This window comes from Caulobacter sp. ErkDOM-E, assembly GCF_048541895.1.
In the GTDB taxonomy this organism is placed as follows: domain Bacteria; phylum Pseudomonadota; class Alphaproteobacteria; order Caulobacterales; family Caulobacteraceae; genus Caulobacter.
In genome coordinates this window covers 2,722,405-2,740,613 of the sequence record NZ_CP183331.1, presented here as the reverse complement: position 1 = coordinate 2,740,613, position 18,209 = coordinate 2,722,405, and the positions used below count along the sequence as shown (strand labels likewise).

Annotated in this window: 20 protein-coding genes; 7 read left to right on the top strand and 13 right to left on the bottom strand. The window is 65.7% G+C overall.

What is annotated here, in order from left to right:
- Positions 1 to 49 precede the first annotated feature (49 nt).
- Positions 50 to 298 carry a ribbon-helix-helix domain-containing protein gene (locus tag ACN2C7_RS13500; RefSeq protein ID WP_419317482.1) on the bottom strand — a complete coding sequence of 83 codons (249 nt, stop codon included), beginning with the start codon at positions 296 to 298 and terminating at the stop codon, positions 50 to 52.
- A gap of 70 nt (positions 299 to 368) precedes the next feature.
- Here ACN2C7_RS13500 and ACN2C7_RS13495 point away from each other — a divergent pair, with 70 nt between their 5' ends.
- The 3 genes from ACN2C7_RS13495 to ACN2C7_RS13485 all read left to right on the top strand — a co-directional run bounded on the left by ACN2C7_RS13495 (position 369) and on the right by ACN2C7_RS13485 (position 3,810).
- A complete protein-coding gene (locus tag ACN2C7_RS13495) occupies positions 369 to 1,157 on the top strand; it encodes a Coq4 family protein (protein WP_419317481.1) in 789 nt (262 codons plus the stop codon).
- A 42-nt stretch (positions 1,158 to 1,199) separates the two neighbouring features.
- Complete coding sequence (locus tag ACN2C7_RS13490; RefSeq protein ID WP_419317480.1) at positions 1,200 to 2,717, top strand: tryptophan halogenase family protein; 1,518 nt, start codon at positions 1,200 to 1,202, stop codon at positions 2,715 to 2,717.
- A 73-nt stretch (positions 2,718 to 2,790) separates the two neighbouring features.
- Positions 2,791 to 3,810, top strand: coding sequence for a hypothetical protein (locus tag ACN2C7_RS13485; protein WP_419317479.1), 1,020 nt, complete (start codon positions 2,791 to 2,793; stop codon positions 3,808 to 3,810).
- A gap of 9 nt (positions 3,811 to 3,819) precedes the next feature.
- Here the strand turns inward: ACN2C7_RS13485 and ACN2C7_RS13480 are convergent, their stop codons facing one another.
- The 11 genes from ACN2C7_RS13480 to ACN2C7_RS13430 form a co-directional block, all read right to left on the bottom strand.
- The gene (locus tag ACN2C7_RS13480; RefSeq protein WP_419317478.1) at positions 3,820 to 3,996 is read right to left on the bottom strand and encodes a DUF4169 family protein; all 177 of its coding nucleotides are present in this window, start codon (positions 3,994 to 3,996) and stop codon (positions 3,820 to 3,822) included.
- A 2-nt stretch (positions 3,997 to 3,998) separates the two neighbouring features.
- Positions 3,999 to 4,943: a DUF6807 family protein gene (locus tag ACN2C7_RS13475; RefSeq protein ID WP_419317477.1), complete on the bottom strand. Its 945-nt coding sequence runs from the start codon at positions 4,941 to 4,943 to the stop codon at positions 3,999 to 4,001.
- The gene (locus ACN2C7_RS13470; RefSeq protein WP_419317476.1) at positions 4,940 to 5,533 is read right to left on the bottom strand and encodes a glutathione S-transferase family protein; all 594 of its coding nucleotides are present in this window, start codon (positions 5,531 to 5,533) and stop codon (positions 4,940 to 4,942) included. Before ACN2C7_RS13470 ends, ACN2C7_RS13475 begins: the two co-directional genes overlap by 4 nt.
- 56 nt (positions 5,534 to 5,589) lie before the next feature.
- Positions 5,590 to 6,171 carry a carboxymuconolactone decarboxylase family protein gene (locus ACN2C7_RS13465; protein ID WP_419317475.1) on the bottom strand — a complete coding sequence of 194 codons (582 nt, stop codon included), beginning with the start codon at positions 6,169 to 6,171 and terminating at the stop codon, positions 5,590 to 5,592.
- 79 nt (positions 6,172 to 6,250) lie between these two features.
- Positions 6,251 to 7,327 (bottom strand): sensor histidine kinase, encoded by a 1,077-nt coding sequence (locus ACN2C7_RS13460; RefSeq protein ID WP_419317474.1) that lies wholly within the window; start codon positions 7,325 to 7,327, stop codon positions 6,251 to 6,253.
- 188 nt (positions 7,328 to 7,515) lie between these two features.
- On the bottom strand, positions 7,516 to 7,776 hold the full coding sequence (locus tag ACN2C7_RS13455; RefSeq protein ID WP_419317473.1) for a hypothetical protein: 261 nt from the start codon (positions 7,774 to 7,776) through the stop codon (positions 7,516 to 7,518).
- A 9-nt stretch (positions 7,777 to 7,785) separates the two neighbouring features.
- A complete protein-coding gene (locus ACN2C7_RS13450) occupies positions 7,786 to 7,932 on the bottom strand; it encodes a hypothetical protein (RefSeq protein WP_419317472.1) in 147 nt (48 codons plus the stop codon).
- A gap of 104 nt (positions 7,933 to 8,036) precedes the next feature.
- A complete protein-coding gene (locus tag ACN2C7_RS13445; RefSeq protein ID WP_419317471.1) occupies positions 8,037 to 9,239 on the bottom strand; it encodes a pyridoxal phosphate-dependent aminotransferase in 1,203 nt (400 codons plus the stop codon).
- A gap of 248 nt (positions 9,240 to 9,487) precedes the next feature.
- Positions 9,488 to 10,021 carry an NADPH-dependent FMN reductase gene (locus ACN2C7_RS13440; RefSeq protein ID WP_419317470.1) on the bottom strand — a complete coding sequence of 178 codons (534 nt, stop codon included), beginning with the start codon at positions 10,019 to 10,021 and terminating at the stop codon, positions 9,488 to 9,490.
- A gap of 49 nt (positions 10,022 to 10,070) precedes the next feature.
- On the bottom strand, positions 10,071 to 10,751 hold the full coding sequence (locus ACN2C7_RS13435; RefSeq protein WP_419317469.1) for an AAA family ATPase: 681 nt from the start codon (positions 10,749 to 10,751) through the stop codon (positions 10,071 to 10,073).
- A gap of 128 nt (positions 10,752 to 10,879) precedes the next feature.
- A complete protein-coding gene (locus tag ACN2C7_RS13430) occupies positions 10,880 to 11,545 on the bottom strand; it encodes an AAA family ATPase (RefSeq protein WP_419317468.1) in 666 nt (221 codons plus the stop codon).
- 219 nt (positions 11,546 to 11,764) lie between these two features.
- Between ACN2C7_RS13430 and ACN2C7_RS13425 the strand changes: the two genes are divergently transcribed.
- Positions 11,765 to 12,472, top strand: coding sequence for a TVP38/TMEM64 family protein (locus ACN2C7_RS13425; RefSeq protein WP_419317467.1), 708 nt, complete (start codon positions 11,765 to 11,767; stop codon positions 12,470 to 12,472).
- On the opposite strand, the gene ACN2C7_RS13420 is transcribed toward ACN2C7_RS13425, so the two are convergent.
- Complete coding sequence (locus tag ACN2C7_RS13420; RefSeq protein WP_419317466.1) at positions 12,447 to 13,043, bottom strand: TetR/AcrR family transcriptional regulator; 597 nt, start codon at positions 13,041 to 13,043, stop codon at positions 12,447 to 12,449. The genes ACN2C7_RS13425 and ACN2C7_RS13420 overlap by 26 nt on opposite strands.
- A 152-nt stretch (positions 13,044 to 13,195) precedes the next feature.
- Between ACN2C7_RS13420 and ACN2C7_RS13415 the strand changes: the two genes are divergently transcribed.
- The 3 genes from ACN2C7_RS13415 (at position 13,196) to ACN2C7_RS13405 (ending at position 18,021) form a co-directional block, all read left to right on the top strand.
- Entirely contained in the window at positions 13,196 to 15,169 is a 1,974-nt protein-coding gene (locus tag ACN2C7_RS13415; protein WP_419317465.1) for an alkyl/aryl-sulfatase, read from the top strand.
- Positions 15,170 to 15,406: 237 nt separating this feature from the next.
- Positions 15,407 to 16,981, top strand: coding sequence for a 2-isopropylmalate synthase (locus ACN2C7_RS13410; RefSeq protein WP_419317464.1), 1,575 nt, complete (start codon positions 15,407 to 15,409; stop codon positions 16,979 to 16,981).
- A gap of 161 nt (positions 16,982 to 17,142) precedes the next feature.
- Positions 17,143 to 18,021 (top strand): EamA/RhaT family transporter, encoded by an 879-nt coding sequence (locus ACN2C7_RS13405; RefSeq protein ID WP_419317463.1) that lies wholly within the window; start codon positions 17,143 to 17,145, stop codon positions 18,019 to 18,021.
- Positions 18,022 to 18,209: the final 188 nt, after the last annotated feature.

Genomic DNA, 18,209 nt, shown 5'->3' with positions numbered 1-18,209 from the left:
ACCTTCAGTTTCGGGCGCCGTCGGCTCCGTTAGGGTCGATGCCAAATCCTCAGCCGGCCCCACTGCCCACATCCCCGCGTCCTGGCTGAACGGCGCTGGCGCGGTGAAGGGCGAAAACCCGACAGGCCGAGGCCAGCGGTCGCTCGCCGCGGCCGGTATCGATCTTCTGGATCAGGGCCGCGAGGCTGAGCCCGTCCTGCGCGGCCGCGCTTTCAAGCACGCTCCAGAACTCCGGCTCCAGCGCCAGGGACGTGGCGTGGCCGGCCAGATTCACCGAACGTTTCTTGAGACTGCCCATGCTTGGCGGATTGCCTCTTGATAAAAGGTGACGCGATGTCATCTTTGCGGGGTCCGTTGGAGCATGCCTCATGAGCGCCGCCACGCAAGTCCTCGATCTGGCCGCCGTGGCAAGACCGGCGGTCAAAGGGCGTGACGCCTTCCGATTGCAGCCCCTGCGGGCGCTCAGGGCGATGGGGCGCCTGATCGCCGACAAGGAAGACACCGTCCAGGTTTTCGAGATCATGCGGGCCCTGGCCGGCAGGGCGATCCCTAATGGCTATCGCCGGCTGTTGTCCACGCCCGAGGGTGGCCGCATCGCCTATGAGCGCGACGAGTTCGCGGTTCGGCTCTCCGATCCTGCCTGGCTGGCCGCCTTCGGACCGGGGACGGTCGGCGCCGCCTATTGCGAGTTCATCGCGCCGCGCGGCCTCTCAGCCGAAGGCCTGGCCGACGAAAGCCGCAAGATTCCTGACGCCAATGTCGACGCGCTCCACCCCCTGGCCTGGTACGGCCGACGCCTGCGCGATGTCCACGACGTCTGGCACGTCCTGACCGGCTACGGCACGGATGCTCTGGGCGAGGTCTGCGTGGTCGCCTTCTCCTATTCCCAGACCCGCAGCCTGGGTTTTGCCTTCATCGCCCTGGTCGGCGTGCAGCAGTTTGGTCGCGCCAGAAATGGCGAGCCCTACGGCGCCGCCGTGCGCGAGGCCTGGCGCAATGGCAAGTCGGCGGCCTGGCTGCCGGCGGTCGACTATCCGGCGCTGTTCGCCATGTCGCTGGAGGAGGCCCGCGAAAGTCTGGCGATCCGGCCCAACACGCTCTACCGCGCTATTCCGGCTGAACGCCGTGATCGCCTCGCTGTCCCGGCCATGGCATAGGACTTCCAGGCGCGGGCGGGGGCTGCCCGGGGGGAGTTCAGGATGACGGCTGAGCGGGCCATCAGGTCGATCGTGATCGTCGGCGGCGGCACTGCAGGCTGGATGGCCGCTGCGGCCCTGCGCTCGGCCCTGGGCCGGGGCTGTTCGATACAGCTGATCGAGTCGGCCGAGATCGGCATTGTCGGCGTCGGCGAGGCGACCATTCCCGCCATCCGGCAGTTCAACGCCCTGATCGGCCTCAAGGAAGCCGCCTTCATGCGGCAAACCAAGGCCAGCCTGAAACTGGGCATCGAGTTCGTCGGCTGGGGCGGCGCCCAGAGCCGTTACCTCCACCCGTTCGGCGTCTTTGGTCCCGGCGCCGAGTTGGGCGATTTCCATCAGCTCTATCTGATGCTGCGCGAGAAGGGCCTTGCCGAAGACATCGGGGCCTATTCGATCTGCGAGCAGGCCGCCCGCCGTGGGCGTGTCGCCGCGCCGACCGCCGATCCGGCCTCGCCGCTGGCGCGCTTCGCCTCGGCCTATCATTTCGACGCGATCCTCTATGGGCGCCACCTTCGCCGCTTCAGCGAGCAGATGGGCGTCAAGCGGATTGAGGGCGAGGTGGTCGACGTCACCCTGCGCGGCGACGACGGCTTTGTCGAAAGCCTGACCCTCAAGGATGGCCAGCAGGTGGCCGCCGACCTCTTCATCGATTGTACGGGCTTTCGCGGCCTGTTGATCGAGGGCGCGCTGAAGGCCGGCTATGATGACTGGAGCCACTGGCTGCCGGTGGACCGCGCCGTGGCGGTCCCATGCCAGCGGGTGGGACCGATCACCCCCTACACGACCTCGACCGCTCGCGAGGCGGGATGGCAGTGGCGCATCCCGCTGCAGCACCGCACCGGCAATGGCTATGTGTTCTCCAGCCGCTTCACCACCGAGGAGATCGCCACCCGGACCCTGCTCGACAACCTCGACGGCGCGCCGCTTGCCGACCCGAGGCATCTGCGGTTCGTGACAGGACGCCGGCGCAAGGCCTGGAGCCGCAACGTGGTGGCCCTTGGCCTGGCCAGTGGCTTTCTGGAGCCGCTGGAATCGACCAGTATCCACATGGTCCACTCAGGGCTGGTCAAGCTGTTGCAGCATTTTCCGGACCGCGACTTCAGCCCGGTCAATATCGAGACCTACAACAGCCGGGTGCGCGACGAGGCTCAGACGGTGCGGGATTTCATCATCCTGCACTATCACGCGACCACCCGGCGGGACTCGGCGTTCTGGGAGTACGTCGCCACCATGCCCATCCCCGAGAGCCTTGAAGAACGCGTCGCCATCTTCCGGGATCGCGGGATGCTGCTTTCGCGACCCGACGAGCTGTTCTCCCAGAGTTCATGGCTGGCGGTGATGCTGGGCCAAGGGATTTCCCCCCGAGGCCACAATCCGCTTGCCGATCGGGCAGATGCGCGGGAGACCGCAGCGAGTTTCGCGCTGATTCAGCGGCAGACGACCCAACTGGTCGACGCCATGCCTGAGCACGACGCTTTCCTGGCCGAGCACAACATGCTGGATGTGGTCGAGGCGTGAAGACTGCCAGCGGCCGCTGATTGATCTTGCGGGGCGCAACGCCTAGCGTCCCGCGCCCTGGAGTGACCGGCTCATGCGATTTCAGTTTGGTCGTCGAAAACAGCCTGAAGCCGCGCCACCGCCAAAGGACGACCCTCTTGAGGCCGTTTCCGAAATCCTGTCTGGCCTGAAGGCGATTCAGAACGGCGCCAAGGGTCTCGCCGCGCGCGGCGGCTGGGTCTTTCTGATCAATGACACAAACGACTTCCTGAGCTGGCACCTGGGTCTCAAGCGCTGGTCGGGCGACGAGCAGGCCGTCGTCCAGAAAATCCTCAACGAACGCGCCGAGCGCCTGGCGGGGCGCTACTACCAAATGTTCATCTGTCCAGAGAAGAGCATCGTCTATCGGGACTATCTGCCGGCCGGGCTCGATGCTGCGCCCCCCTTCGACGACAGGCCCGCCATGGCCATGGCGCGGATGGCTCCTGATGTCGTGCACTACCTGGCGGACCGTTTCGACGCCCTGAAGCGCCTGGGCCTGCTGTTCTTCCGGGGCGACACCCACGTCAACTGGATGGGCGCCTATCACCTCTATCGCGAGGCGATCCTGGCGCTGCAGGCGCGCGGCGCGCCGGTTGGTGAGCCGCTGACCTTCAACCATCTTCAGCACTTCATCGCTGGCATGGAGGGCGATGTGCTGATCCAGCTGCCTGAAGCGGTGAAGGATGAGTTCGAGGTCGACGCCTCCCTTGCGCGGGTCGGCAACATGCTGGAGCTGGTGATCTCCCACACCCTGCCGGAAGTCAGGAAACGCGCCCGTCAGGTCCCGACGCCCGACGGATTCATCCCCGGCGGCGGCGGGCGAGAGACGGTCATCATGGAGCAGGACGACAAGAGCCTGCCCAAGGCGCTGGTCTTCCGCGACTCCACGGCGACCCTCAGCATCGAACTGCTGGCGCAGCACTTCTCGCGCTCGGTATTCATCTGGCACGAAGGCGACGTCATCGGCGATCTGATTGATCGCGAACAACCAGATGTCATCCTGCACTTTGTCGCCGAGCGGTTCCTGGCGACCTATCCGCACTCAACGGCGATCAACTACATCCACAAGTAGGAACCCGAGTCACTCCTCGCGCTTGGCGCCGTCCAGATCGCGGCGCAGCTTGTCGGCGCGGGCCGCGTCGAGAGCCTTGTCGGCCTTAGCGCGACCGAATTTCGCGCGGTTCTCCGCGGCGCGTGTCTTGTCTTCGACTTTCGCCTTGGCCTTGCGCGCCCGGTTCAGATTGAGGATCTCGGCCATGGTCAGGGCTTCTGGGTCTTTGGCGCGGAGGGGCTCATGGCCGGCGTAGCGGGCCGGATGATCAGGGTCTCGCGGAGGCGCAGGGTTTCGTCCTTCTTGAGCACGAACGGCGCGCGGCCGGGGAAGACGCAGTTCTGCATCGACAGCGACCTGCGCAGGATCCAGCGCTTGATCGGCTGCTCGTTGGCCTTGCAGGTCAGGCCCACGGTCCAGGCCGGAGAGCCGGCCTCGGCGGGCCAGGCAAAGCCCATGGCGGCGCCCGCTTCAAGGGCTGTGTCCGTCGGCGTGATGGTCTTGCCGCCCGAGGCGAAGGTCAGTCTGTCAGGGCGCACCAGCCGCAGGGAAAAGCCGCCATAGCCCTTGGCGTCGTCGCTGCCGCCCAGGCCCAGGGCGTCGACCCGCGCGGTGATCAGGGTGTCGAAGTCGATACGCCGTGCGCCGTCCTTCAGCGGATAGACCCTGACCTTTGTCGTTTCCCGCGCCACATAGTCCAGTTCCGGACCGGACGTGACGATCCAGTCGGCATTGACGGTCAGGGTTCCGCCACCCTGGGCGTCGCCCTTGAAGCGCTTCTCCCGCACGTGGAAGGTCAGGCCCTTCATGAACCATCCGTCGGCCACGGACTTGCCGTTCACCAGCACCTGGTGCCAGCTCCAGAAGACGCCGCGCTGATGCAGATGGTCGGCCGGCTTGTCCTCGGTCAGGACCGTGCCGTCCGGCGCGTACAGCGGGTGCACATAGTTCAGTCGGCCCGGCTCGGTGGCCGGGTCCAGAGGCTTGGTCCGATAGACCAGCACGGTCTTGCCGGCTTCGGTGAGGGTCACCGCGTCGTCCGCCAGCACTGCGTCGACCCGGGCGACGATCGCCGGGTCGGCGTGCGCTACCGCCGCCGGAGCCGACAGGGCCAGCAGGGCGGCCAGGGCGAGGATCGGCGAGTGGCGGATCATTGGCTGTCGTCCTTGGCAAGGGCCCGCGCCAGGGCAGGGCGGGCATTGGCGCGCGCCAGCCAGTCGTCATAGACCGCGTGCGGCGGCAGCATCTGGCGGGCGAACTGCAACAGACTGATAAACAGCATGTCGGCCGCCGAGAAGTTCTCGCCCAGCAGCCATGGCGACTTTTCCAGCGTCGTCCGCAAACGATCGTCCATCGCCTGATAGGTCGCCTTGTCCTCGTCGTCCTGCCGCTGCTTCCACAGATTGACGACCGCAGGCTCGAGCACGCCGGCATAGTAGGCCAGCCAGGTGAGATAGGGACCGCGCAAGGGGTCGCCCACCTGGGGGCCCAGACCATTGGCGGGGAACTTGTCGGTCAGATAGAGCGCGATGGCGGCAGATTCGGTGATCAGTACGCCGTCATCCAGCAGAGCCGGTACCTGGCCATGGGGATGCGGATTGGCCGGGTCTCGAGCGCCCGTCTTGGTCGTCGCGCGATAGATGTCGACGGTCTTGATCTCGTAGGTCGCGCCCAACTCTTCCAGCAGCCACAGGAAGCGCGTCGATCGCGAGCGAGGGGCGTGAAACAGGGTTAGCATCGTCATCTCCGCAATCCTGGCGCGAACGTAACCGGAACAAAATGGTGGGGCAAGCCCCCAGGCTATGTCTTCCGCAAGTCGGGATCGAGGGTCTGGCCCGGGTCCAGTTGAACCCCGAAGGTGTTCAGGATCATGCTGACCTGGGTGTATTGGCCGGCGGTGAAGACCACGTCCATCGCCTGCTTCTCGGTGAAGTGGGACAACAAAGCGGCCCAGGTCGCGTCACTGATGAAGTGGTCGGCGTTGAGTTCGTCGGCGGCGCGGATCAGCGCCGCGTCGGCCGGGCTCCAGCCGGCTTCAGGCCCAGCCTTGAGTCTGACGATCTCATCGGGCGTCAGGCCGCAGCGCAGGCCGATCTCGACATGTTGGGTCCACTCGTAGCCGCTCCTGCACAGATAGCCCGTGCGCAGGATGACGATCTCGCGCTCGCGCGCGGGCAGATCGTTCCTTTTCGAAAGGATGTAGTTACCCCAGGTCAGGAAGGCCTTCAGGGCGCTGGGGGCGTGCGCCATGGTGCGGAAGATGTTCAGGACCGGTCCTGCCGGGATCACCCCGCCGCCGCCCAGGGATGCCAGGACTTCGGCTTGTTCGGGCGTCTGCCCGTCATTGGACAGGGGGTGGACCCTGGGCTGGTTCAATCTCATCACGCGCCTCCCGCTCGCGCGGTCTGGCGCCGCGCCGACCCCAGCATCGCGCTATGACAGGCCCGGGGTCAAATTGCCGTCAAGCCGGGTTGCCCAGCAAGGGGGAAAGCGGGCGGCTTCCCTTGATCGACACACGCATGCCAACCGATGCGTCGACCGTCATCTGCCCTTCAAGCTGCTTGACCAGAGCCTGTACGATGACCGTTCCCAGGCCGCCATGCTTGGCTGACGAAGAACCCTCAACCGCGCCAACGCCATTGTCGACCACGCTCAATTCCCAGTCTCCCGTTTCGCTGGAGAAGGTGACATTGATCAGGGCGTCCTTCCGGGCGATCGGGAAGGCGTATTTTATGGCGTTGATGACCAGCTCGGTGACGATCAGGCCGATACTCACAGCCTTGTCCGATCCGATAAGGCCGTGGTCGGCGAAGACCTTCAGGGCGATCGGACGGTCCTGGCTGACCATCGAGGAGCCCAGGCTGGCGCACAGCTTGGTCAGATAGGGGCCAACCTCAATCTGGTCGACGCCGCCCGAGGCGTGCAGATGCGACTGCACCTCGGCGACCGAGATGACCCGCTGGTGGGCGTCCTTGAGATGGAAGCGGGTTTCTTCGGAGGTCACGGCCCGAGCCTTGAGCATCAGGATGCTGGCGATGATCTGCAGGCTGTTGGCCACACGGTGCTGCATCTCCTGCAGCAGAACCTGCTTTTGCCCAAGGAGCTCTTCGGTTCGCTCCAGCAGGTTCTGCCTCTCCCGTTCAATCAGGCGACGGGCGGTGACATCGGTGAAGGCCAGCAGAATCGTTGAGCTGGAACTGGTGGCGTAGACGACGTTCCGGGCGTTCAGCAGCATGGTGCGACGACCCAGGCCCGGAAAGTCGTGATCAACCTCGAAGCCATCCATCGCCGTGTGCTCGGGGATGATCGTCTCCAGCAGGAGCCGAAGCGCAGGGATGTCCCACTGACCGTCGCCTAACGCGTAGAGCAGGCAGCCCAGGGTTTGCTGCTGATCAACCTGGAATATTTCGTAGAAAGACCGGCTGGCCGCTAGAACATTGAAGCGCTCGTCCAAGACCAGGAGAGGTTCGTGGATCGTATCGACGATGGCCTGAGCAAGGGTTTGGGCATCTCCAGTGCCGAGTATCTGTCGGTCCATCGGCGGGATTCAAATCCGATCCTCGACGCGGCGACTTTGGCGCGGACGGCAGCGGATAGGTGCCGATAGAGCAACACTACGCGCTTTGCGGGTGGTTGTCGTTAATTGCTTGGCTTGGCGAAAACTCAAAGATCTTGCCAAAGCGCCTGCAGGACCACGTACCGCCAGTTCGCCGGAGGCTCTGCGGGCTAGCGCCCGCCGCCGGTGATTTCCTTGATCAGCGCCTGGACCGGGCCCTTGCCGCCGTTGTTCCAGACCACCTTCAGGTGGGCCAGGGTGCGTTCGGCGGCATCGTCGAACTTCCACTCGCACTCGTCGAAGCGGCAGCCGTCGAAGGTCGGGGCTTCACCACCGGAATAGACGAGGCGGCAACCGCGAAACTCGCAGTCCGAAAAGACCTCGCCATCAAGGGCGACGGTCTCGTGGTTGTACATCGTCAGGGTGGGCATGAAGGGTCTTTACTGGTCGTCGGTCTGGGACGGAGCGTCCTCGGGATTCTGCGCCTGCTTCGCGGCGGCCTTTTCGGCGGCTTTCTCGGCGGCCTTGCGAGCCTTGGCGCGCTCGCGTTCCTGACGTTCGAAGGAATAGTTGGGAGTACGCGCCATTTATGACCTCCTTGGTCGCTGGAAGCGCGACGGGCGAGACCCCTAGCGCGCTTTGTGCGCGATGCGCAGTGGAATCCTCCCCCGAAGGGGAGGAATCTGTCGATCTACTTAACGTTGCCGCAGAAACGCTGGATCCGCGAGCAGGCGTCTTCCAGCACATCATTGCTGGTGGCGTAGCTGATCCGGAAGAACGGCGAGAGGCCGAAAGCTGCGCCATGGACCACGGCGACGCCCTCGGTTTCCAGCAATTCGACGGCGAAATCCTCATCGCTTTCAATGGTCTTGCCGCTGGGCGCCGTCTTGCCGATCAGGCCCGCGCAGGACGGATAGACGTAGAATGCGCCTTCCGGAGTCGGGCAGTGGATGCCGGTAGCCTGGTTCAGCATCGAGACCACCAGGTCGCGGCGCTCCTGGAACAGCTTGGCGTTGGGCTTGATGAAGTCCTGCGTGCCGTTCAATGCCTCCAGCGCCGCCCATTGCGAGATGGACGACGGGTTGGAGGTCGTCTGGCTGATCATCTTGGCCATGGCCTTGATCAGCGGCTCGGGGCCGGCCGCGTAGCCGATCCGCCAGCCGGTCATGGCATAGGCCTTGGAGACGCCGTTCATCGTCAGGGTGCGGTCGTAGAGCCGGGGCTCGACCTGGGCGATGGTGGTGAACTCGAAGTCGTCGAACACCAGGTGCTCGTACATGTCGTCCGTCAGCACCCAGACCTGGGGGTGCTTGAGCAGCACGTCGGCGATGGCCTGCAGCTCGGCGCGGGTATAGGCGCCGCCCGAGGGGTTGGACGGGCTGTTGATGATCAGCCACTTCGACCGGGGCGTGATGACCTTTTCGAGGGCTTCGGGCGTGAGCTTGAAGCCGCTTTCGGCCGTCGTCTCGACCGGCACGGGCGTGCCGCCGGCCAGCAGCACCATGTCAGGGTAGGATACCCAGTAGGGCGCCGGGATGATCACCTCGTCGCCCGGGTTCAGGGTGGCGACCAGAGCGTTGTAGATCACAGGCTTGCCGCCGGGGGCGACATGGACCTGGCTGGGCTTGTAGTCGAGGCCGTTCTCGCGCTTGAACTTGGCGCAGATCGCCGCCTTAAGCTCGGGCATGCCGTCGGGGTCGGTGTACTTGGTCTTGCCGGCGCGGATCGCCGCGATGCCGGCCTCCTTGATATTGTCCGGGGTGTCGAAGTCCGGCTCGCCCGCCGACAGGGCGATGATGTCACGACCGGCGGCCTTCAGGGCGCGCGCCTTGGCGCTGATGGCGATGGTGGCCGACGGTGCGATGCGCCGCAGGGCGGCGGACTCGAGCGACATTCTTGGACTCCCCTGGGAAACCGGTTTTCAGGATTGCGGCGGTCTTTACGCCTCCGCTTGCTGCGGCGCAACGCGGGGTGACGGCTCTTGGGGCAGGTGAGGCCTTTGGGCGACAGGCCTGTGGCCTGCCCGCGCTTTGCATCGTTCTCCGTGGACGGTAGCGCTACCGCCAACGACAGCCATCAAGGCTCTGGACCGTTTCGTCGGCTGGACTTTGGCCCCGACGACGACCTGTCGAAACAAGCCAGCTAGCTCTTGAGGCGCGCCGCGAAACTCGCCAGGTGGCGGGCCAGATAGGTTCGTGTTGTTTCGTCGCTCAGTACGCCGTCGACGATCCTGGTGTGCGCCTGGCCGACCAGGATCTCGCCCAGCGGAACGGCCTCGGCGCCGGCGCGCCGTAGCGACAGCCGCAGGGCGTCCTGGGCGCGGACGGTTCCCGTTGCGCCAGGGCTGGCTCCGACCAGACAGCAGATCTTGCCGGTCAGAGGCGCGGGCTTGCCGCGCGAGGCCCAATCGATGGCGTTCTTCAGCACCCCGGTGATGCCGCCGTTGTATTCAGGGCAGGCCAGCAGCAGGGCGTCGGACGTCCGGATGGCGTCCTTCCAGGCGGTCACGGCCGGCGGATCGCCCACGTCCTCGACGTCCTGATTGAACAGGGGCAGGTCGTGCAGGCCGAAAATCTCAATGGTGACGTCCTCGGGCGCCAGCGCCTGCGCCGCGCGCAGCAGGGCGGTGTTGAACGAGGCCGCGCGCAGGCTGCCGGAAACGCCAAGGATCTTCATGTCATGCTTTCGCATCGCCCCGGGGGCGGGCGACCTGAGAGAGATGGGATCAACCGGCGCGGGCGGCTAGCTCTGGCGAAGTCTGGCCATGGTCGCCCAGCGCCCATGCACACTTCAGGTGCGCCCACAGTCGTGACATGTCCTGGGCCGCGGCCCCGCCGGGCTCCAGCTCCATGACCGACTGGCCCTGAGCAATCGCTTGCTGGAACACGCTGCGGGAGCGCAATCCCGCAGGCGCCAGCGGCAGGCCGCAGAAGCGCAGGGCTTCGACTACCTCGGGAAAGGCGACGGGAGCCACTTCGGCGCGATTGGTGTGAGCCTGATTGAGCACGATCAGGCCCTGGCGATTGAGACGGCGCACCGTGTCAGCTGATCGCACGATGGGGGCCAGATCCAGGAAAGAGGGGCGTCCCACCACCAGGCACAGGTCCGAAAGATTGACCGCGTGCGCCACGTCCGTCTCTGGAGCCGCCGGCGTGTCGACGATCAGCAGTTCGACGCCCTCGCGCTGGGCGTTGGTCTGGGCGTGGAACAGCTTGCCGGCGCAGCTCTCGGCGAACGCGGGACCGGGACGCTTGCGGGCTCGGAGCGCGTCCGAGGCTGATCGCTGAGGGTCAAGGTCGGCCAACATTACCTTGTGGCCATCCAGAAAGGCCGCAATGGCCAGATTGACGGAGAGCGTCGTCTTCCCCGTTCCGCCTTTTCGGCAAAGCACACTGATTGTCTTCACGGCTAATCTCCCCCCAGGCCGCCACCTGAACTGGAACCGATTGGCTTGACGCCAAGCTTCGCCATAGTGAGGGGTGAAATGTAAACAAAATACAACCTCCGCGATCTCGCGATTTCGCGGATCGCGCTTCAGTTCGCGCGAAGGTACAGGTCGCTCTGACCGCTCGGCGCCAGGGTTTCCAGATGGTCCCAAAGACGCTGGATTTCCTGGCTGGCGGCCGAGCTCGGCTCCCACTCGCAGACCGATCGACCATGGGCCATCGACTGCTGGAAGGCGGCGCGGGCGCGCAGTCCGACCGGCGCCATGGGCATGCCGGTAAAACGCAGCGCTTCGGCCGCTTTCAGGACGCTGAGGGGCTCTTCGCCGTTGCGACGGGGCGGGGCCTGGCTGAGAACGATCAGGCCCTTCTTACCCAGGCGGCGAACGGCTTCGGCCGACCGCGCGATGGAGGCGATATCCAGGAAGGTGGGGCGGCACACCAGCACACAGAGGTCGGCGCACTGCACGGCCTGGAGGACATCGGTGTCCGGCGCGGCCGGCGTGTCGACGATCAGGCAGTCATAGCCGCTGTAGCCAGCGGTGGCCTTGGTCTGGAACAGCTTGCCGGCGTTGATTTCCATCAGCGTCGGACCGGGCGCGACGCGGGCCTTGAGCGCGTCGGTCGCCGAGCGCTGCGGGTCGATGTCGGCGATCATCGTCTTGAGGCCGGCCAAATGAGCGGTGATGGCCAGATTGACCGAGAGTGTTGTCTTTCCGGCACCGCCCTTGCGAGAAATCACAGCCAGGGTCTTCACGTCGGTCGCTCCAGTTCAGACACGGTTCTTGCCCCACCGGCCTGTGGATAAGTAACGGTGTAATGTGAAGGCTTGGCAAACGAAATGTCGTGATGGGCGAGTGCTATCCCTTGAAAAACAAGGGGTGAGCGCTGTGACGTGGTTATTCCGCCCGCCATCGAGGCGCCACAGACGCTGCCGATGCTTGACCCACCGGCGCCATTGAGCGAGGCAGGAGACGTGATGCGCCGCCTCATCGAGTTCGTGACCAATATGGACGCCCGCGCCTGGCGCACGGTGGCGGTGTCCTTCGTGCTGTTTGGCGGGGTGGGGATCGTCTTCCTGTTCGGCGCCCAGTTGCTGGGCCTCAATGGTGAGGCGGCCGTCGAGCAATGGCTTGGCGCGGCCCATGGTCCCTGGGCCCTGCCCGTGGCGGTGGGCGCGTTCGCCGCCCTGGCCTTTATAGGTGTTCCCCAGTTCGTGCTGATCGCCGCAGCGGTGGTCGCCTTCGGACCCTTGACCGGCTTCGCCTATAGCTGGGTCGGCACCCTGGTCTCGTCGCTGGTCGGGTTCTGGCTGGGACGCGCGTTCGGCGCCAGGGTGCTGCGTGACTTCGCGGGCGACGGCGTGGCCAAGTTCATGCGGCTGATCGGCAAGAACGGCTTTCTGGCCAGCCTGATCGTGCGGCTGGTCCCCTCGGCCCCCTTCATCGTCGTCAACATGGCCGCCGGCGTCACGCCGATGAAGCTGCGCGATTTCGCGGCCGGCACGGCCATCGGCATCATCCCGAAGATCGCTCTGACGGCCTTCGCCGGCAACTCCATCGTCCAGGCCATGCGCGGCGGTGGCAGGCAGCACATCGTAATGCTCTTGATCGCCGTGGCTGTCTGGATCGTCGCGGGTCTTGTCGCCCGCGCCTGGCTCAAGAAGCGCGAGGCGGCTGACTAGCCAGGGTGGCGGGTTCCGGCGCGTCCGGCAGGCCCAGGGCGTCGCGGGTCGCGGCGCGCCACGCGCGGACCATCTGGCCAAACCATTTGATGCGCGCCGCGTCGGTCATGCCGTCGCTGCGTTCGATCCCGGCGACCCAAGCCTGGGTGATGAAGGGCAGGAAGGTTCGCGCCGCGTGGGCGCAGGCGGCTTTCAGGTCCTCGGAGGCTTCTGGCGGCGGCGCCACGAACGGTTCGGTCAGGCCCGCGAGAAGGGCGTCGCAGGCGGTTGCCCAGGGCAGGGTCTCGGGACCGCCCCGCGCCTCGCGCAACAGCAAGACGAACAGGTCAGGGTGGGCTCTGCCCATCTCGATCAGCGCCGCCATGCCCGAGCCGTAGCCGCCCCAGGGCAGGGCGGCGGTGGCCTCGATCTCGAGCAGGATCTCGCTGAACAGGGCGTCGATCAGGGCCTGGCGCGAGGGATAGAGCCGATAGATCAGGATCTTGGCCATGCACACCCGGTCGGCGATGTCCTGCATCGTCGCGGCGTGAAGGCCTTTTTCGGCGAACACCATCACGGCCGCGTCAAGCACGGCCTGGGCGCGCGCGTCGCGATCGACCCGAGGCTTGGGCTGACCGGGACGTCCCCGTGGCGTAGGTGGCCGAGCCTGGTTTGCTACCGTCATCTTCGATGATATGTAGAATGAAACTATAAAGTTTCAAATACGAAACTGGGGAGGATTCGATGTCGGAATTCAAGCTTAGCCGTAAGGCGGCGCTTGTCGTGTCGGCCGTTGCGCTTTTCGCGATTCCGTTGGCTGCTCACGCGGGTCAAGCGGCCTCGACGCCGACCATCGAGCGCCAGAAGGCTGTTGCCCAGGCCTTGCCGTTTTCCGATCGTCAGGACTTTGAATTCGCCGATCGCGGCTTTCTGGGCACGCGCGCCGACCCGCTGATCAAGCGCGCCGACGGCCAGGTGGCCTGGAACCTGGCGGCCTATGATTTCCTCAAGGGCGAGCCGCCCGCCACGGTGAACCCCAGCCTCTGGCGTCAGGCCCAGCTGCTGTCGCGCCATGGCCTCTTTCAGGTTTCGGACCGGGTCTGGCAGGTGAGGGGCTTTGACGTCTCCAATATCACCTTCATCAAGGGTGACAGCGGCTGGGTGGTCGTCGATCCGCTGACGACGGCCGAGACCGCCCGGGCGGCGTTTGATCTGGTGACCGAGAAACTGGGTGCGCTGCCGATCCGGGCGGTGATCTACACCCACAGCCACAGCGACCATTTCGGCGGCGTTCGCGGGATTATCGACGAGAAGGACGTCAAGGCCGGCAAGGTGGCGATCATCGCGCCCGAGGGCTTCATGAAGGAAGTCGTCAGCGAGAACGTCCTGGCCGGCAATGCCATGAGCCGCCGAGCCCAATATCAGTTCGGGATCATGCTGCCGCCCGGCGTCGAGGGGCAGATCAGTTCGGGCATCGGCCAGGGTGTCGCCAAGGGCACGATCACCCTGATCCCGCCCACTCAGATCATCGATCACACCGGCCAGGAACTGGTGCTGGATGGCGTGAAGGTGCGGTTCCAGTACACGCCCAACACCGAAGCTCCGGCCGAGATGAACTTCTATCTGCCGGACCTGCGCATTCTCGACATGGCCGAGAACGTCAATCCGTCGATGCACAACGTGCTGACCCCGCGCGGGGCGCTGGTGCGCGACAGCAAGGCCTGGGCCGACTATCTGACCGAGTCGATCCGGCTGTTCGCCGATGGCTCTGACCTGATGATCACCAGCCACGGCTGGCCGCGCTTTGGCCAGGAGACCGTCAAGACGGTGCTGGCCGAGCATCGCGACACCTACAAGTATCTGCACGACCAGTCGGTTCGGCTGCTGAATCACGGTTTGACCGGTGACGAGATCGCCGCCCAGATCGCGCTGCCGCCCAGCCTGGCCAGGAACTGGTACAATCGCGGCTACTACGGGAGCATGAGCTTCAACAGCCGGGCGGTCTATCAGCGCTATATGGGCTGGTACGACGCCAATCCCGCCCACCTGGCCCCGGCGGCGCCCGCCGAAATCGGCAAGCGCTATGTCGCGGCCATGGGCGGGGCCGACAAGGTCATGGCCTTGGCCGCCGAGGCCGCCAAGGCGGGCGACTATGCCTGGTCCGCCAGCCTGCTGAACCATGTCGTCATGGGCGACGAGAGCCAAAAGGCCGCGCGGGCCCAACTGGCGGACACCTATGAGCAGCTCGGCTACCAGACCGAGAACGCCATCTGGCGGAACATGTACCTGACCGCGACCGACGAGCTCAGGGGCGGCGTGCGCAAGATCCCGACCTCAATGGCCTCGCTCGACATGCTGCAGGGGCTGGAAAGCCAGATGATCTTCGACGTCCTGGCCATCCGGCTGAACGCCGAGAAGGTCGGCGACGCGCGTCTCAAGCTGGCTTTCATCTTTCCTGAGCGCAACGAGAGGTTCCTGGTCGAGGTTCGCAACCGGGTTCTGGTGGCTCAGCCGCTGGCCGCAGGCGAGACGGTCGACGCCACCCTGACGGTGGCCCGTCCGGTGTTCCTCGACTCGCTGTTCCGGGGGACACCCCTGCTGCCCAAGATCCTGACCGGGGAGGTCAAGCTCCAGGGCGATCGGGCCGCCATGGGGCGACTGTCGGGGTGGTTTGACGCCTTTCCGAGCGATTTTCCGATCGTGACGCGCCTCAAATAGTTTGGTGCGTGGATAGAAGTTGCGCAGCGTGCGGCCAATAGCGCTCCAGGCGCAAAATGCTTGCTGCAATTGGGGGCGATGTGTAGAAAGTAAGCATGAACGTCGCGCGCACCCTGCTTCTGCTTCGGCTTACCAGCCCCTGGGCGCTCTAGGGTCACGCATCGTCGTGACCGGGCGCGCAGGGGATGATTTACCCGCAGCCGCCCCGCACGCAGACACCTTCCGACGAGTATTCAAATGACCTCCGTAGCTAACGGCGCTTTCGACAAGCGCGACAACGTCGTGATTTTCGACACCACCATGCGCGACGGCGAGCAATCGCCCGGCGCCTCAATGTCGCACGATGAAAAGCTGGAACTGGCCAAGATCCTCGAGGAGATGGGCGTCGACGTCATTGAGGCCGGCTTCCCGATCGCTTCCAACGGCGATTTCGAGGCGGTCCGCGAGATCTCCAAGATCGTCAAGAACAGTACCATCGCCGGCCTGTGCCGCGCGCATCAGGTGGATATCGACCGCTGCGCCGAAGCGCTGAAGCCCGCCGCCCGGGGCCGGATCCACGTGGTCATCGCCACCAGCAACCTGCACATGAAGCACAAGCTGCAGATGGAGCCGGACGCCGTCATCGACGTGATCGCCCGCTCGGTGACCCACGCCCGCAACCTGCGCGACGACGTCGAGTGGTCGGCTGAGGACGCTACCCGCAGCGACCGTCAGTTCCTGCGCCGCGCCATCGAGACGGCCATCAAGGCCGGCGCGACGACGATCAACCTGCCCGACACCGTCGGCTACACCTATCCGTCGGAATATGCCGACCTGTTCAGCTGGATGACCCAGAACGTCGAGGGCGCCGACAAGGTGATTTTCTCGACCCACTGCCATAACGACCTGGGCCTGGCCGTGGCCAACAGCCTGGCCGGCGTGCAGGGCGGGGCGCGCCAGATCGAGTGCGCGATCAACGGTCTGGGCGAGCGCGCCGGCAACGCCGCGCTGGAAGAGATCGTCATGGCCCTCAAGGTGCGCGGCGACAAGCTGCCCTACGAGACCAAGATCGACACCACCCACATCACCCGCGCCAGCCGCTACGTCTCGGCCATCACCGGTTTCCCGGTGCAGTACAACAAGGCCATCGTCGGCAAGAACGCCTTCGCGCATGAAAGCGGCATCCACCAGGATGGGATGCTGAAGAACCGCGAGACCTACGAGATCATGACGCCGGAATCGGTCGGCCAGGCGCCGTCCAGCCTGGTCATGGGCAAGCACTCGGGCAGCCATGCCTTCCGCGCCAAGCTGAAGGACCTGGGCTACGAGCTGGGCCAGAACGCCCTGAAGGAAGCCTTCGGCCGCTTCAAGGATCTGGCTGACCGCAAGAAGCACGTCTACGACGACGACATCATCGCCCTGGTGGACGACGCCCTGGCGCGCGGCTCGGAAAAGATCCGGGTCCTGCACCTGCGCGTCGTGGCCGGCACCGAAGGCCAGTCGGCCGAACTGACCCTGGATGTCGACGGCCAGGAGCGCCACGCAGAGGCGACCGGCGATGGTCCCGTCGACGCCGTCTTCAACGCGATCCACAAGATCGTGCCGCACAGCGCCGCCCTGCGCCTGTTCCAGGTGCATGCGGTTACCGAAGGCACCGACGCCCAGGCCCAGGTCTCGGTGCGTCTGGAAGAGGATGGCCGCATCGCCACCGGCCAGGCCGCCGACACCGACACGCTCACGGCCTCTGCCAAGGCTTATGTGAACGCGCTCAACAACCTCTTTGCCCGCAAGGAAAAGAGCCGTCCCGAGGCGGCGATCGCCAGCGGGTTCTAGCGCAGTCTTCCTTCTCCCCTTGCGGGAGATGGTGGCCCGAAGGGCCGGATGAGGGATTGTCCGGCCGCTCCGTTGCTGTTGTCGCGGGGCTTGCGCCGAGCGCCCCCTCATCCGTCGTTGCGTGACACCTTCTCCCGCAAGGGGAGAAGGAGAGGACATTCATGCTCTGGATTCCCATCACCATCGGCGCAGCGGCCTTGCAGGTCGCCCGCAACGCCGCCCAGCGCTCCGTCATGGGCGGGGCGGGGCCGTGGGGCGCAACCCTGGTGCGGTTCCTGTTTGGTCTGCCTTTCGCCACCGTGTTCGCGGCCATCGCCTGGTGGGCCACACCGGGCGCGCAGGCCCATCCCACGACCTGGTTCTGGCTGGCCTGCGCGGCGGGGGCGGGGTTACAGATCGCCGCCACGGCGGCCTTGCTGACCGCCATGCATCGCTCGACCTTCGCTCTGGGCACAGCCATGCAGCAGAGCGGGCTGCCCTTCGCTCTTGTCTGGGGCGCGCTGCTGTTTGGCGACCATGTCGGCCCGATGGCCTGGATCGGCGGCCTGGTGGTCACCCTGGGGCTGGCGGCCCTGTCCTGGCCGAGAGGCGAGGTCGTTCTGCGTCGCGGCGCCGTTCTGGCCGGGCTGGGCTCTGGCGCGATCTTCGCGCTGAGCGCCAACTGCTTTCGCCAGGCCAGCCTGGCCTTCGACCCCGGCCATCCCGTCGCCTCGGCCTTCGTCACGGTGATGATCGTCCAGGCCATCCAGACGGTGACCCTGACCAGCGTGCTGGCGGTGCGAAACCCGGCCGCCATTGCGGCGGTGGTCGCTGTCTGGCGGCAGTCTCTGGGGGCGGGGTTCTGCGGCGCGGCGGCCTCTGGCCTGTGGTTCACGGCCATGGCTCTGAGCCCGGTTGGACCGGTCCGGGCCGTCGGCGTGGTCGAAATGCCCATCGCCGCCCTGGCCGGGCGCCGGTTGTTTTCCGAGCGTCTGACCCGTCTGCAGATCGTCGCCGGAGTGGTCACTGCGCTCGGCGTGGTCATGGCCGCGCTCGGCTAGATTTCGCCATGATTATGCGCCTGGAGACCCTCGCCGAAAATGCCTTTGGACGACCCGCGAATAGACCTTGAAATCAACGCTTTCGCAGGGCAAACGGGCAGCGTCGACGCGCTTTGGGGCTGTCAGGCGACGGCGCGGCCAGGGGGCGGCGCTCCCGCCTTGCCCTCGAGTGCGTAAACCCAGATGAG